This is a genomic window from Exiguobacterium sp. s168, assembly GCF_018619035.1.
GTDB classification, from domain to species: Bacteria; Bacillota; Bacilli; order Exiguobacteriales; family Exiguobacteriaceae; genus Exiguobacterium_A; species Exiguobacterium_A acetylicum.
Window position 1 is genome coordinate 1 of sequence record NZ_JACSNE010000005.1, and the last position, 15,083, is coordinate 15,083.

Annotated in this window: 14 protein-coding genes and 2 other annotated features; of the genes, 4 read left to right on the forward strand and 10 right to left on the reverse strand. The window is 50.1% G+C overall.

The features are described from left to right. The first annotated feature begins 165 nt into the window (after nucleotides 1-165). From KNQ15_RS04640 to KNQ15_RS04655, 4 genes are all read left to right on the forward strand, one after another. Nucleotides 166-1,059, forward strand: coding sequence for a diacylglycerol/lipid kinase family protein (locus KNQ15_RS04640; RefSeq protein ID WP_214728033.1), 894 nt, complete (start codon nucleotides 166-168; stop codon nucleotides 1,057-1,059). 245 nt (nucleotides 1,060-1,304) lie between these two features. Continuing rightward, nucleotides 1,305-2,021 carry a peptidoglycan DD-metalloendopeptidase family protein gene (locus KNQ15_RS04645; RefSeq protein ID WP_214728035.1) on the forward strand — a complete coding sequence of 239 codons (717 nt, stop codon included), beginning with the start codon at nucleotides 1,305-1,307 and terminating at the stop codon, nucleotides 2,019-2,021. A gap of 116 nt (nucleotides 2,022-2,137) precedes the next feature. Next, the gene (locus KNQ15_RS04650; protein WP_214728037.1) at nucleotides 2,138-4,111 is read left to right on the forward strand and encodes a penicillin-binding transpeptidase domain-containing protein; all 1,974 of its coding nucleotides are present in this window, start codon (nucleotides 2,138-2,140) and stop codon (nucleotides 4,109-4,111) included. A 16-nt stretch (nucleotides 4,112-4,127) separates the two neighbouring features. Beyond that, entirely contained in the window at nucleotides 4,128-4,598 is a 471-nt protein-coding gene (locus KNQ15_RS04655; RefSeq protein ID WP_214728039.1) for a GNAT family N-acetyltransferase, read from the forward strand. Between the two features lie 260 nt (nucleotides 4,599-4,858). On the opposite strand, the gene trpA is transcribed toward KNQ15_RS04655, so the two are convergent. From trpA to KNQ15_RS04705, 10 genes are all read right to left on the reverse strand, one after another. Beyond that, nucleotides 4,859-5,641: a tryptophan synthase subunit alpha gene (trpA, locus tag KNQ15_RS04660; protein ID WP_214728041.1), complete on the reverse strand. Its 783-nt coding sequence runs from the start codon at nucleotides 5,639-5,641 to the stop codon at nucleotides 4,859-4,861. Next, the gene (trpB, locus tag KNQ15_RS04665) at nucleotides 5,641-6,837 is read right to left on the reverse strand and encodes a tryptophan synthase subunit beta (RefSeq protein WP_214728043.1); all 1,197 of its coding nucleotides are present in this window, start codon (nucleotides 6,835-6,837) and stop codon (nucleotides 5,641-5,643) included. The genes trpA and trpB overlap by 1 nt, the downstream gene beginning before the upstream one ends. After that, nucleotides 6,834-7,403 carry a phosphoribosylanthranilate isomerase gene (locus KNQ15_RS04670; protein ID WP_214728045.1) on the reverse strand — a complete coding sequence of 190 codons (570 nt, stop codon included), beginning with the start codon at nucleotides 7,401-7,403 and terminating at the stop codon, nucleotides 6,834-6,836. Before KNQ15_RS04670 ends, trpB begins: the two co-directional genes overlap by 4 nt. Further along, nucleotides 7,400-8,167 (reverse strand): indole-3-glycerol phosphate synthase TrpC, encoded by a 768-nt coding sequence (gene trpC, locus KNQ15_RS04675; protein ID WP_214728047.1) that lies wholly within the window; start codon nucleotides 8,165-8,167, stop codon nucleotides 7,400-7,402. Before trpC ends, KNQ15_RS04670 begins: the two co-directional genes overlap by 4 nt. Continuing rightward, nucleotides 8,164-9,180, reverse strand: coding sequence for an anthranilate phosphoribosyltransferase (gene trpD / locus KNQ15_RS04680; protein WP_214728049.1), 1,017 nt, complete (start codon nucleotides 9,178-9,180; stop codon nucleotides 8,164-8,166). Before trpD ends, trpC begins: the two co-directional genes overlap by 4 nt. A 6-nt stretch (nucleotides 9,181-9,186) precedes the next feature. Then, on the reverse strand, nucleotides 9,187-9,753 hold the full coding sequence (locus KNQ15_RS04685) for an anthranilate synthase component II (RefSeq protein ID WP_214728051.1): 567 nt from the start codon (nucleotides 9,751-9,753) through the stop codon (nucleotides 9,187-9,189). Next, nucleotides 9,750-11,144, reverse strand: a complete 1,395-nt coding sequence (trpE, locus tag KNQ15_RS04690; protein ID WP_214728053.1) for an anthranilate synthase component I — start codon at nucleotides 11,142-11,144, stop codon at nucleotides 9,750-9,752. Before trpE ends, KNQ15_RS04685 begins: the two co-directional genes overlap by 4 nt. Before the next feature lie 51 nt (nucleotides 11,145-11,195). Next, nucleotides 11,196-11,445, reverse strand: a binding site (T-box leader). 48 nt (nucleotides 11,446-11,493) lie between these two features. Then, nucleotides 11,494-11,745: a binding site (T-box leader), on the reverse strand. A gap of 56 nt (nucleotides 11,746-11,801) precedes the next feature. Next, a complete protein-coding gene (locus KNQ15_RS04695) occupies nucleotides 11,802-13,070 on the reverse strand; it encodes a dihydrolipoamide acetyltransferase family protein (RefSeq protein WP_214728055.1) in 1,269 nt (422 codons plus the stop codon). Between the two features lie 14 nt (nucleotides 13,071-13,084). Beyond that, nucleotides 13,085-14,068 (reverse strand): alpha-ketoacid dehydrogenase subunit beta, encoded by a 984-nt coding sequence (locus tag KNQ15_RS04700; protein WP_023467596.1) that lies wholly within the window; start codon nucleotides 14,066-14,068, stop codon nucleotides 13,085-13,087. After that, nucleotides 14,065-15,078 carry a thiamine pyrophosphate-dependent dehydrogenase E1 component subunit alpha gene (locus KNQ15_RS04705; RefSeq protein ID WP_214728056.1) on the reverse strand — a complete coding sequence of 338 codons (1,014 nt, stop codon included), beginning with the start codon at nucleotides 15,076-15,078 and terminating at the stop codon, nucleotides 14,065-14,067. The genes KNQ15_RS04700 and KNQ15_RS04705 overlap by 4 nt, the downstream gene beginning before the upstream one ends. Between the last annotated feature and the right edge of the window lie 5 nt (nucleotides 15,079-15,083).

Sequence of the window (15,083 nt, forward strand, 5' to 3'; positions counted from 1 at the left end):
TTTTGTGTGGTAACTCTATTCTACACGAGGTCGTTATGGGTTTTTTTGTGTTTTCAGCTAGGTGTTGCACTTAATATTACAATTCGTCTTGTCAAAAAGAATTTGGATTATGTTTTCATCGGACAGGGAAAAAGTCAACAGATTGTCCTGAAGGAGGAATTCATCTTGTCTCAAGTCATGCTCATCATCAACCCGTCTTCCGGTAAAGAACTCGGAAAAAAACACGCAACGCTTGCCGAAGAAACACTTGCTACTCGTTTTGAAACCGTCGACGTTCGGTTCACGGAAAAAGAACACGATGCGACGGAATTTGCGCGTCATGCCGCCCAGTCTAATTACGACGCTGTCATCGCCATGGGGGGTGACGGAACGGTCAATGAAGTCATCACTGGGATCGCCGAACAACCGCATCGCCCAACGCTCGGAATCGTCCCACTAGGAACAGTGAACGATTTATCCCGTGCGTTACACATCCCGACGGATCCCGAAGAGGCGATTCAGATCTTAGCTGACGCCCCTTCCCGACCGCTCGATATCGGTAAATATGATGACCATTACTTCATGAACGTCATCGCTGTTGGTCTGATTGCGGAAGCCGTCGAGGAGGTCAGTGTCGAACAAAAGACGTCACTCGGATCAGTCGCTTATTTCATTGAAGGTCTAAAAGCCTTCAAGGAGCATAGCCCCTATCCGATTGAAATCGATTCTGCTGAGAAACAATTCGATGGAGAAGCGCACTTGTTGATCATCGCCTTGACGAATTCCGTTGGCGGGTTCGAATCCTTTGCAGAAGACGCAAAAGTCGATGATGGACTGTTGCACGGTTTCATCATTACGAAGCTTGGATTCTTTGATGCGCTCCAAGCATTACCCAAACTCATCACGGGTGGATTATCAAAAGCAGATCAAATCGAACACTTCACGACGACACGTGTCGAAATTCGCTCGAAAGAAGAATTGCCGATTAATGCCGATGGGGATACAGCAGGTCATGTTCCCGTGACTGTCGAGGTACTCCCGCAACATTTAACTGTGTTTTCACCCTCTTCTGCTGAATAACAGTATAGGTTCATAGAAAAAAGAACTGACTCTCCGTCAGTTCTTTTTTACTTATTAATCCATTACAATATATGTTAACAAAGCGTAATTTTGAAACATATTTGAAATATTTTCGTGTTATTGACGATGCTATAATCATCTCAGGCGAAAAATCATTCTTTAAAATAAATAATTATACATAAAATCTTACAATTTTGTAATGATCAGTTCTGGCGCTTCAGATTTTTAAGGAGGAAATACACTCAATGAAACGTTTACTTACAACAATGACAATGACAGCTTTGGTAGTTTCAGGTTTTGCAACAACGAGTGCTTCGAAAGTTGAGGCCGCAACGACATATAAAGTAAAAGTCATGGCAGACGGACTTCGTGTTCGTACAGGTCCATCAACGGCTTATAAAATCGTCGGTATCGTCAATACAGGACAGACATTCAATTATCTCGGTGTTTCCGGTTCATGGACAAAAATTTCATACGGTGGCGCATCACGCTACGTTTCTTCTACATACGTAAAAAAATACAGCACAACGACTTCAACAAAAGCAACGACTGGCTTCTCGCGTCCAGCAAGCGGTCCAATCACGCAAGGATATGGTGCTGCAAGTGGCGTTTACGGTTATACGTTCCATAACGGCATCGATATCGGCGCTCCAACAGGTACACCTGTCTATGCATCAGCCGCTGGTAAAGTCATCACATCCCGTTATTACGGCGCATACGGAAATCATGTCATGATGACGCATACCGTCAATGGCATTCAATATACGACGGTGTATGCACACTTAAACAGTCGCTCCGTTTCGGTCGGACAGACGATTGCAAAAGGATCGAAAATCGGTACGATTGGTGCAACAGGTAACGCGTTCGGTGCGCATCTTCACTTCGAAATGCATCGCGGTCCTTACGTCTACAGCGGAACGTCTGCTGCAAACAGTGTCAATCCACTCAATTACTTCAACTAAGCTTGATTCACCGGACTTCTCACCATGAGAAGTCCGGTTTTGTGTTTCAGATGAAATCTCCTGACAGGAATGGTACGGTATGGTTATGAGTCTAATCCACAACGGAGGCGAAACCCATGAAACGAACGATCCCCTTTCTTTTATCAGCGACGTTTGGTGTGACGTTACTTGCCGGATGTCAAGATCAGCCGACACCTGAAGAACGTCTTGATGCCTACATCAAACTTTGGGAAAAACAAGATTACGATAAGATGTATACGTACGCGAGTACGGCTACTAAAAAGGAATACGGAAAAAAAGAATTCATCGACCGGACAAAACAGTTGTCGAAATCGCTTGATATCAAAAAGTTATCCGTCGAACGGAAGAAAGCGAAGGAAGCAACGGATGACGAAAAAGCGTCCCTTCCCGTACGAATCTCCTTTGATACGGTTGCAGGAGCCGTTGCTTATGATAAACAAGTCCCGTTAACATTCGAGAAACAAGGAGAAACAGAAAACTGGTTCATTGAATGGGACTCTTCGTTTGTTCTAAAAGACTTTAAGAAAGAAGACAAGGTTCAGTTACAAACCGTTGAAGGGAAACGCGGTGATTTACTCGACGCGAACGATAAACCGCTCGCGACCTCCGGTAAAGGATATGCTGTCGGCGCAACTGCAGGACAACTTAAAGATGTCGCACAAGTTGCCAAGTTGCTTGACCGTCCGACCTCATCGGTTGAAGATTCCTTAAAAGCAAGTTGGGTCAAGGATGGACAATTCGTTCCGCTCAAAACACTGACCGATGAAACAACGGTATCGAAATTGCGTGACATTCCAGGGATCAGCGTCAAAGAGACGGAAGTCCGAACATACCCACTCGGAAAGGCCGCTTCACACTTGATCGGTTATATCGGTTCGGCGACAGCAGACGAGATTAAAGAATCGAAAAATAAAATCCAAGCTGGCGAACAGATCGGGAAACGGGGTCTCGAACAAGTCCTTGATGATCGCTTACGCGGTAAAGCTGGAGCTTCAATCATTCTACAAAAGAAAGACGGGTCAAGCGTCACCGTCGCTGAAACGAAACCGACGGACGGTGAGGATATCCCGTTGACGATTGATGCTACGCTCCAGAAAAAAACATATGACACGATGAAAGAGGATCCAGGAACGGCATCGGCAATCGATCCGCGGACTGGTGAGACGCGTGTCTTACTCAGCTCCCCAGGCTTTGATCCTTCTGAGTTCATGTCAGGTATCTCGCAAGCAAGACTCGATGAACTGACTCAGGACCCGGATCAACCGCTGTTGAACCGATTCACGAGTGCCTTCGCACCCGGTTCGACTCAAAAACCACTGACGGCCGCGGTTGGCTTAAAGAGTGGAACACTCGACCCGGAAAAAGCCTATACAATCAATGGGCTGAAAAATAAGATCGATGGTTTTAATGTCACGCGGATTCACGAGACGCCAGCACCCGTTAATCTGCACAATGCGCTCGTTTATTCCGATAACATCTACTTCGCCCGTTCGACACTCGAACAGGTTGGAACGAAGGCGTTCACGTCTGGACTTGAAGCACTCGGATACGGAGAGAAGCTACCGTTTACGTATCCGTTACGCGCTTCTCAAATCTCAAACGACGGGACGATTGCTTCAGATGGACAGCTGATGGATACGTCGTATGGACAAGGACAGATGCTGACAAACATTCTCCACCTAGCGTCGATGTATGAAATTTTCCTAACTGACGGAACGATTTATCGTCCGACCCTTTTACAAGAGGAAAAAACGAAGCAAGTCTTCAAAAAAGATCTGCTAGATGCGAATGACGCGAAGATGATTCGCGATGATCTCTATGACGTCGTCCATAACGGCTACACACTTCCGGCTGACATCAAGGAAGTCGATGTTGCCGGTAAGACCGGCACGGCAGAATTGAAAAAGGCAGGCGAAACCGATGGAAAAGAGAACGGCTTCTTCGTCGGTTACGACAACGACAAAAAAGATCTTCTCGTTGCCATCATGATTGAATCGGTCGAAAAAGAAGATCGTGGCAGTCCGTATGTATCGGGTCTCGTCGCCGAAGTACTCAAACAAAATCGATGATTGGAGTGATTGTTTGATGATCCGCACGAGCCGTACTTCAGACCTCTCTGTCCTACTTTCCTTGACGGCAGAGACGTTCGAGCATCATAAGCGGTTATCACCACATTTTCATCCAGATGTTTTGACGCCTTATACGCTAGAGTCCTTAGAACAAATGCTCGATTCAGAACAACACCTCTGTCTGACGTCGCTCGACGGAGACAACATCACCGGTTACTTGTTCGGTAAATGGACGGCACCAGCACCTGACCGGTTCAAGCCCGTTCGGATCCTGAACGTCACCGACGTTGGTGTCACTTTTTCCCATCGTTCATCGGGAACCGGTCGCCAGTTGATGCAGGCGGCGGAAGAACTCGCACTCGAGCGAAAGGTCGATGCGGTTCGCTTGAATGTCTGGGCGGTCAACGATCGTGCCGCCACGTTTTATGAGGAACTCGGATTCGAACCGCTGTATACCAACTTGCAGAAGTCGCTCGTTCAACAGTGACATCTATACGAAAAAGGGACTGACTAAAAAAAGAATGACGCGTCTTTTCACGCCCTTTCCTCAGGCGAGACACAAGACCCGCTTTCCTGCTTCACTCAAGCAGAAATGCGGGCTTGTTCGTCTCTCAAGCGCATAAATGCGCTTTTTCCTGTAGGAGTTGCGTGTGACGCGTCATTTTTTTTTACGAGTAAAGGGTGGCAGATCATCATTCTGCCACCCTTTTCTTTATAGAGACTGACTTTTGAGTCAGCTCTTTTTTATTAATGTGACGGCGTCGCCGCAAGACGAGCTGCCATCAACTGTTGAATCGTTTCTCGATCATTCTGATGGAGTAAGTCGACGATCTTACTACCGACGATGACACCCGAGACTGGGCGACTCAATTGTTTGACATGTTCCGGTGTACTGATCCCGAACCCAGCAAGGACCGGTACTGGACTGTTTGCTGCGACGTTTGCTAAGTGGTCTTCGAGCGCCGTATCAAACGTCGTCTGTCCGCCTGTCGTTCCGTTGACCGTGACCGCATAGAGGAAGCCTTCACTTTTATCGGCAATCTTTTGGATCCGCTCCATCGGACTCGTCAAGGAGACGAGTTGAACGAGCGCGATGTCCGATTTGTCTTCTTGTTCGAAGAACTGTTCGCTCTGCTCAAGCGGCAAATCAGGAATGATTAATCCGTCAACCCCGACTTCGCGGCATGTCGCTAGAAACGCTGGTAATCCGTAGCGGAAAATTGGATTCAGGTACGTCATCAAAACGACCGGAACATCGACGGTCTGACGGGCAACGCGAACTGCCTCAAGGACATCCTTCAGTCCGACGTTCGCTTCTAGCGCCCGGAGTCCCGCTTCTTGAATGACCGGACCGTCAGCGACGGGATCCGAAAACGGGACACCGACTTCAATCGCTGTCGCGCCGGATTCAGCGAGAAACGAAAGGATTTCCGGGAGTTGATCAATTCCTCCATCTCCCCCCATCACGTACGGGATGAAGGCTTTCTCCCCTTTGCTCGTAACGGTACGAATGGCTGTTTCTAATCGCATCATGCTTCCCCCTTTAGTGCGTTTCTGACAGTGACGACGTCTTTGTCGCCGCGTCCTGATAGGCAGATGACGAGAATCTCTTCTTTGTCCATCTCTGCCGCGAGTTGAGTCGCGTAGGCAATCGCGTGTGCCGACTCAAGTGCCGGGATGATTCCCTCCTTGCGGCTCAACAACTGGAGTGCTTCCAGTGCTTGTTCGTCCGTCACGGCTTCATACTGGACGCGACCGATATCTTTTAGCAAGCTATGCTCCGGTCCGACGCCCGGGTAATCCAGTCCAGCTGAGATTGAATGTGCTTCCTGTACTTGACCATGTGCATCCTGTAAGAGATACATCATCGAGCCATGCAAGACACCGACCTCTCCTTTTGTCATCGTCGCTGCGTGTTTATCCGTCTCAACACCGCTTCCGGCTGCTTCGATGCCGTACAACTGCACGTCCGTATCATCGATGAACGGATGGAACATCCCGATTGCATTACTGCCACCGCCAACACAAGCGACAATCGCCTCCGGCAGACGTCCTTCTTTTTCGATGATTTGGCGTCGTGTCTCTTTTCCGATGACCGCTTGGAAATCACGGACGAGTTGCGGGAATGGGTGTGGTCCGAGAACAGAACCCATCAAGTAATGCGTGTCTTCGACATGTTTGACCCAGTAACGGAGCGCTTCATTGACGGCATCTTTGAGTGTCCGACTCCCTTGCGTGACCGGGATGACGGTTGCTCCAAGTAACTCCATCCGGAAGACGTTCAACTCTTGACGACGGACGTCCTCTTCTCCCATGAAGATGACGCACTCGAGGTCGAGCAAGGCACAGACCGTCGCTGTCGCGACACCGTGTTGTCCTGCTCCTGTCTCAGCAACGATTTTTCGTTTCCCCATCCGTTCAGCCAGTAACGCTTGACCAATCGTATTGTTGATTTTATGGGCACCGGTATGGTTCAAGTCTTCTCGTTTCAAATAGATCTTTGCGCCACCGATCGTTTGCGTCAAATGTTCGGCAAAATAAAGTGGTGTTTCACGTCCGACGTATTCTTTCAGCAATTCGTCCATCCGTGCTTGAAATGCTGGATCTTCTTTTACTGTTGCGTATGCTTCTTCGAGTTCGATCACCGCGTGCATCAATGTTTCCGGGATGTAGCGTCCTCCGTATTTACCGTATTGTCCTAGTGTATCCGGTTGTGCGTAGCTCATGCTTCTCTCTCCTTTACGGCATCTGCGAATGCCTGCATTTTGATGGGATCTTTCCGTCCATCCGTCTCGATGCCACTTGAGACATCGACCGCGAACGGGTGATATCGTTTGATTGCTTCTCCGACGTTTCCTGCTGTCAAGCCACCGGCAATGAACAGTGGTCGATCGGCTTGAATGTCTCGTGACCAGTCGAATGTCTCGCCACTTCCAGCAACCGGTGCGTCAACGAGCAAATAATCCGTCTGTTGCTCTACTTGTCCGATGTCCGTCACCGGAATCGCTTGAATGGTCGGAACCGGTAACTCTCCGTCCGGAATGACACCATGAATTTGGACGAGATCTAGCGCGACTTGCTCGACCGCGTCGGTCACCTGCTGGTAAGTCGGGGAGACGAAGACACCGACGACCTGGACCGTTTTTGGAATGTCGCGTCTGAGACGAGCTGCCTCTTCCAGCGTAACCTGTCGTTTACTTTTAGCAAAGATAAAGCCGATGTAGTCCGCTAAGCGAACTGCCGCTTCGACATGTTCTCTTTCCCGGAGACCACAGAACTTAATCCGTGTCATACGCGAACGCCACTCACTTCTCGGATGAAGATTTGCGGATCGTCTGCCCGCATCAACGTCTCGCCGACGAGGATACCGTCTGCACCGGCAGCGTGTAATCGCTGTGCTTCCTCGACCGTCTTGATGCCACTCTCACTGATATACCGGACGTCCGGTTGTTTTTGTTCGAGTAATCCCACCGATGTCTGTAAATCAACTTCGAATTTTTTCAAGTTCCGGTTGTTGATGCCAATGATTTGCGCACCGATCGCCTCTGCTCGGCGTAACTCCTCTTCGTCATGGACTTCGACCAAGACCTCAAGTCCTTCTGCGTAAGCATACGCATACAAGTCAGCAAGCATCTCCTGCTCGAGAGCGGCGACGATCAAGAGAATCAACCGTGCCCCATGTGCTTTTGCCCGATCGATTTGAATCCGATCAATCATGAAGTCCTTACAAAGCACCGGGATGTCGACTGCTGCAGCGACTGCCGCTAAATCATCCATCGATCCTTTGAAGTACGTCTCGTCCGTCAAGACGGAGATGACGGTCGCCCCACTCGCTTCATATTGTTTCGCCTGAGCGACGACATCGACGTCAAGTGCGATTGCCCCTTTTGATGGCGACGCTCGTTTGATTTCCGCGATGACGGATAACTCCGCTCCCGATAGTCGTTGCTTAATCGACGGCTTCAATGCCTCCCGGTCGATCCGTTCGACGCCAGTTAATTTCAATTGTAGGACTTCTGTCCGTTTCGTTTCGATGATGCGATCTAAGATATTCATCCGATTGCTTCCTCCCGAGTCATTTGTCGTAATTGATTCAATCGTTCCATCGCTCGTCCTGAGTCGATGCTATCTGCTGCTAAAGCGATTCCTTCTTGAATCGTCTTCGCACGGTTCGCTGCAAAGAGGGCAATTCCAGCATTGAGTAGGACCGTGTCACGATAAGCACCATGCTCACCACCAAGGACTTGCAGTAAAATGGTCGCATTTTCTTGTGCACTACCTCCGCGAATCGCTTCAAGCGGTGCGGTCTTCAGTCCGACTTCCTCCGGATGAAGACTGAAGCGAATCAGCTCGCCTGCGTCGAGTAAGACGAGTTGGTTCGTTCCGGCAAGGGACGCTTCATCCATTCCGTTCGCACCGTGCAAGACGATTGCCCGCTTCCGGCCGAGTCGATGTAAAGTCAATGCCATCGTCACGAGCATATCCTCGCGGTAAATTCCTAATAGTTGTGTCTTGAGCGGAACTGGGTTCGTCAATGGACCGATCAAGTTAAAGATTGTCGGAATCCGCAAATCGCGTCGGACCTTCATGATTTGCTTGACACGTGGATGCATCCGTTGCGCAAACAAGAAGGCGATTCCGTTCGACTCGAGCTGTTCTGCTAAACGTTCCGGTGTCGCATCGAGCGAAACACCGAGTGCTTCGAGCACATCAGCGCTGCCCGTTTTACTCGAGACACTCCGGTTCCCGTGTTTTGCGACTTTCATACCAGCACCGGCTAGAACGAAGGCGGCTGTCGTACTGATGTTAAACGATTGTGAGCCGTCGCCTCCTGTACCGCAGTTATCCATGAACTCACCCGTGACCGGAATGTCGAGGGCGACCTCGCGCATGATCGAAGCGAGACCAGCTAATTCTTCTGCAGTCTCCCCTTTTGCTTTTAATGCAACGAGAAAAGCGGCAATTTCGCTATCGGTCACGTCTTCCGCAAACAGTTCGCGTGCTGCCTGTTGCATCTCTTCATATCGTAAATGTTTTGCTTCCGCTAATTTTAATAACGTCTCTTTCATCGTTTGTCACTCCTTCGTCAATTCAATGAATCGTTTAATCATCTGCTGTCCTTGTGGTGTTCCGACGGATTCCGGATGGAACTGGATTCCGAAGGTTGGATGTGTTTTGTGTTCGAGCGCCATAATCGTCCGGTCATCCGTTTCTGCTGTGATGACGAGCTCCGTCGGTAAGTCGTTTCGAGCGACGATCAGCGAATGATAGCGCATGACTTCTAACGTTTCCGTCATTTCGGCGAAGAGTTGTCCCGATTGTCGAATCATCGATGTCTTCCCGTGCATGATGACCGGTGCTTCGACGACGTTTCCTCCGAATGCTTCGCCGATTGCCTGATGTCCGAGACAGACACCGAGAATCGGTACTTGACCCGATAATTGACGAATCAGATCGATGCAGATGCCAGCGTCAGCCGGGCGACCGGGACCCGGTGAGAGGATGATGCCGTCCGGCTTCATCTCGCGGAGTCCTTCTATGCTGACCGCATCGTTTCGAATGACGTGGACGTCCGTATAAACGGATGCGTATTGGTATAGGTTATAGGTAAAGGAATCATAGTTATCAATCAGGACGATCATTTCCAAACCTCCAGTAGTGATTTCGCTTTGTGTAACGTCTCCTGGTACTCGAGGCGTGGAATCGAGTCGTAGACGATGCCAGCACCTGCTTGCACAGAGGCGACACCATCTTTGATCACCATCGTCCGGATGGCGAGGGCAAAATCCATATTCCCCCGAACATCGAAATAGCCGACAGCCCCGGCATATACTTCTCGTTTCACCTGTTCGTACTGGTCAATCAACTGCATCGCTCGGATTTTCGGAGCTCCCGTGACCGTCCCAGCTGGTAGACAAGAGACGAGTGCGTCTGCTCCGGTCTTTCCGTCTGCTAACGTGCCTTCGACGACGGAGACGAGGTGCATGACGTTCTTGAAGCGCTCGATTTGCATGAAACGTGTCACCTCGACGGTACCGATCTGACAAATCCGACCGAGGTCGTTGCGTCCGAGATCAACGAGCATCCTGTGCTCGGCGCGTTCCTTCTCATCGTGAAGCAACTCCTCTGCCAGCCGTTCGTCCTCCTCTTTCGTCTTCCCCCGGCGGCGTGTGCCAGCAATCGGATTCGTCGTCACGCGATTCCCTTTGACTTGGACCAAACTTTCCGGGGAGGCACCGAGTACGATTGCTTCCCCTAAGTCGATATAGAAGAGATAAGGGCTTGGATTGTCCTTGCGGAGCTTCCGGTAAAACTGGAACGGGTCACCTGAGAACGTCGCATCGAGGCGCTGTGAGAGTACGAGCTGGAAGACGTCGCCTTGGCGGATATGTCTCTTCGCTTGTTCGACGAGTCCTTCAAACGTCTCTTGATCCATCAATGGTTCGTAGACGACATCTCGGAGTGGACGCTCAATATCCGTTCGCTCTCGCGGTTGCTCAAGTTGTACTTTCCGCTCTGCTAGACGTTGACGTAATTCATCACGATCGGTGATGCCACCGAGCGACGTCTGAATCAAATGAACACGATGTTCGAGATGATCGAACAGGATGATTTGGTCGTATACGGCGAGTAGCGCGTCCGGTAGTTGTCTCGTTCGCTCTGGAATATCACCAAGCGTTTCATAGGCGCGCATCATGTCGTAACCGACATATCCGATCCCACCCGCTAAAAACGGAAGGTCTTCTTCAACGCCATCCCGGAGGATCATCTGTTGCATCAGTCGTACTGGATCACCCGTTTCCTGCGTCAATCGACCTGTCGTCAACTGTTCCCGCGTCACGGTCCGTCCCTCTGCGCGAATCATCTCCACCGGATCAACACCGATGATCGAATACCGTCCTTGATCCGTATGCGTAGAACTTTCAAGCAAACACTTCTGTGTTCCGCTCAGTTGTTGAAAAATCATGATCGGCGTCATCTCGTCGCCGTTTAGTTCAAGTTGTTCGATGATAAGTGCGTCTGTCTGAACCATCCCTGTTCGCCTCCTGGAATATAAAAAAGTCCCCCACACAGCGTATGCTGCATGGAGGACGATTATCTCGCGGTGCCACCTCTCGATTGGAACGGTTCGACCGTTCCCACTCTGTCTGATGCGTCTACATAAGAGACATCATAGCCTACGATAACGGGGGCATCCGTCGCGACCTACTTCTTCGTTCAGCCACGCTCTCATGAGACCATTCACGAAACCTCGCCGTACGGAAGTCGCACCATTCTTCCGCTCTCTGAAACGCCGATGTTGTCTCGCTACTTAACTCACTCTACGATTTGTTCGATTCGATTGTATACGAAAAGGGTCTTCTCGCCCATTCATGTAGAACATGAAGGACGGGAAGACCCGCGGTACCACCTTCGTTGACGATGCTGACACCGTCCCCTTTGAAACGAACCGGACCATTGTCCTGATTCGTCGACCCCGATAACGGGAGGAACCCGTCAGAGCCTACTACCCACTGAAGGGATTCGGTCTGAAGCTCAGAAGGCCATTCGCTTGTTACCCGATACTGATTCGCACCACCCATCAGCTCTCTTGAATCGTTTCACAAGTTACTTCTCTTCGTCTTTGCTATCGTGTGTTGAATTGATTCTTATATTACGATGCTTCTTCTTCCCTGTCAACTGGAAACTCTCAGTATAAGGAAAGTTGGTTCGGATCGATCGATTCGAGTGCTTGTTTGACGGTTTGCAGGAACTGTCCGGCCACTAGTCCGTCGAGTACCCGGTGGTCGATCGACATACAGAGGTTGACCATGTCGCGTGCTGCGAACATGCCGTTCACCCAAACTGGACGTTTGACGATTGATTCAACAGATAGAATCGCCGCCTGCGGGAAGTTAAGGATCGGTGCTGATTGGATTGAACCGAATGAGCCCGTATTGTTGACCGTAAACGTCCCGCCTTGCATCTCTGCAGACGACAACGTGCCTGCTTGTGCGCGTTTCCCGAAGTCATCAATCGCGCGTGCGATTCCCTTGATGCTTAGTTCATCCGCATTCTTGACGACTGGTACGAACAGAGCGTCCTGCGTCGCGACGGCAAGTGATAGGTTGATCGCTTTCTTTTGAATGATCTTATCTCCCGCCCATGTCGAGTTCATGATCGGATGTTTCTTCAATCCTTCGACCGTCGCCTTCATGAAGAACGGCAAGAACGTTAGTTTGACCCCTTCTTGTTTGAAGAACGCATCTTTATGACGATTACGTGCTTCGACCAAGTTCGTGACATCCACTTCGATCATCAACCAGGCATGTGGCGCTTCGTGTTTCGCACGAACCATGTTCGAAGCGATTGCTTGACGCACACCGGCAGTCGGAATCTCGATGTCGCCCGTTTCCGTCGGTTGTGGTGTACTGACCGGACGTTTCGGTGCGGATGGTGCTTCTGTTGGAGGCGCTACCGGAGCCGCTTGCGCTTCCGGTTTTGGTTCAGTTGCTTGTGGTGTCGGAATAGAGTCAGACTCGATCAGTTTCAAGAGATCTTTCCGGGTAATCCGTCCGCCGGCTCCTGTCCCCGTCACTTGTTCGAGATCAATGCCGTGTTCACTCGATAGTTTCAAGACAGCTGGTGAATAACGTTTTTTCATCGATGTATCAGCCGTCGTCGTCTCTTCGACAGCAGGTACTTCTTGTTCTGTTGCAGCGACTTCTGTTGTTCCGCCGCTGACTTGCATCGTGACGATCGCGTCACCGACTTGCAACGTATCACCTTCTTCAGCAAGCAGTTTTTCAATCACACCATCAAACGAAGATGGGACTTCTGCCGTTACCTTATCGGTAATGACTTCTGCAATCGGATCATATTTTTTGACAGTATCGCCTGGTTTGACGAGCCACATCGAAATCGTCCCTTCAGTGACGCTTTCCCCAAGTTGTGGCATCGTAAGTGTTTCAGTCTTCATCGGTCAGTTCCCCCTTAGTATGCGTGTAACGTCCGAATTTTATCTTCAATCTTCTCACTTGAGATGTTGAAGAACTTCTCCATCGTCGGAGCGTATGGCATCGCTGGAACGTCTGGACCACAGAGACGCTCGATTGGTGCATCGAGATCGAACAATGCTTCTTCTGCAATGATCGCCGACACTTCACTCATGACGCTGCCTTCTTTATTATCTTCCGTGACGAGCAAGACTTTCCCCGTCTTTTTCGCTGCTTCGACGACGGCTTCGCGGTCGATTGGATAGACGGTCCGCAAGTCAAGGATGTGGACATCGATCCCGTCTTTTTCAAGGCGTGTTGCTGCCTCGAGTGCCATATGGACACATAGTCCGTAAGTGATGATCGTCACGTCTTCGCCCTCACGCTTGACGTCTGCTTTACCGATTTCGACCGTATAGTCGCCTTCAGGGACATCCCCTTTCAACAGACGATAGCCCCGTTTATGCTCGAAGAACAAGACCGGATCATTCGAACGAATCGCTGCCTTTAGCAATCCTTTCGCATCGTATGGATTCGATGGGATGACGATTTTCAAACCTGGCGTCGAGTTGAACATCGCCTCGACCGATTGTGAATGATAGAGTGCTCCGTGAATACCACCGCCAAACGGTGCGCGGATGACGATCGGACATGTCCAGTCGTTGTTCGAACGATACCGAATCTTCGCTGCTTCACTGACGATTTGGTTGACTGCTGGCATGATGAAGTCAGCAAATTGCATTTCAGCAATCGGGCGCATGCCGTACATCGCAGCTCCGATTCCGACACCGGCAATCGCACTTTCAGCGAGCGGTGCATCGATGACACGTTCTTCTCCGAATTGTTCGAGCAATCCTTGTGTCGCCCGGAAGACACCACCACGGACACCGACATCTTCGCCGAGGATGAAGACAGACTCGTCGCGTTCCATCTCTTCTTTGATTGCACTGTTGATCGCTTCGATTAAACTTAACGTCGTCATTTCGTTTCCTCCTCGTCGTACACATAACGTAATGCATTTTCTGGCGCGTCGTAAGCCGCTGCTTCCGCATAAGCTGTTGCTTCATCGACTTCTTTTTCCATCGTTTGTTCGATTGCGGTCGCTGATTCTTCCGTCAGGACACCCATTTCGATCAGACGCGCACGGAAGAGTTTGATCCCGTCACGTGCTTTTAAAGCATCGAGTTCTTCAGCAGAACGGTATGATTTATCGTCATCATCCGATGAGTGTGGCACGAGGCGTTCGACTTCAACTTCGATCAAGGTCGGACCTTCTCCTCGTAATCCGCGTTCGCGCGCTTCCTTGACGACTTTGAAGACAGCAAGTGGATCAATACCGTCCACTGTATAGCCAGGCATTCCGTAACCGATCGCCCGGTCAGCAACGTGTTTCGCAGATAACTGTTTCGAGAGTGGTGTCGAAATGGCGTATTTGTTGTTTTCACAGAACAAGATGACCGGAAGCTTGTGAATTCCGGCAAAGTTTGCCCCTTCGTGGAAGTCCCCCTGGTTTGAAGAGCCCTCTCCGAACGAGACGTACGCGACGAGTGGCTCCTTACGCATCTTCGCAGCTAGTGCGATCCCAACAGCATGTGGTACTTGTGTCGTGACCGGACTTGAACCTGTGACGATGTTCAAAGCACGTGAACCATAGTGTCCTGGCATTTGGCGACCACCTGAGTTCGGATCTTCTGCCTTTGCGAATGCCGACAGCATGATATCGCGTGATGTTTGACCAAAGTGCAAGACGACGCCTAAATCACGGTAATACGGCAAAATGTAGTCCGTTCCTTTTTCAAGGGCGAACGCCGCACCGACTTGAGCAGCTTCTTGTCCTTGACATGAGACGAGGAAAGGAATTTTACCCGCTCGGTTCAATTTCCACATCCGTTCGTCGATCTTCCGCGCACGGACCATCGTTTCGAACATGTGAATCGCGTCCTGTTCCGTTAATCCAAGTTCTACTAATTCTTTGAATTCTATTTTTTCCATCCGTA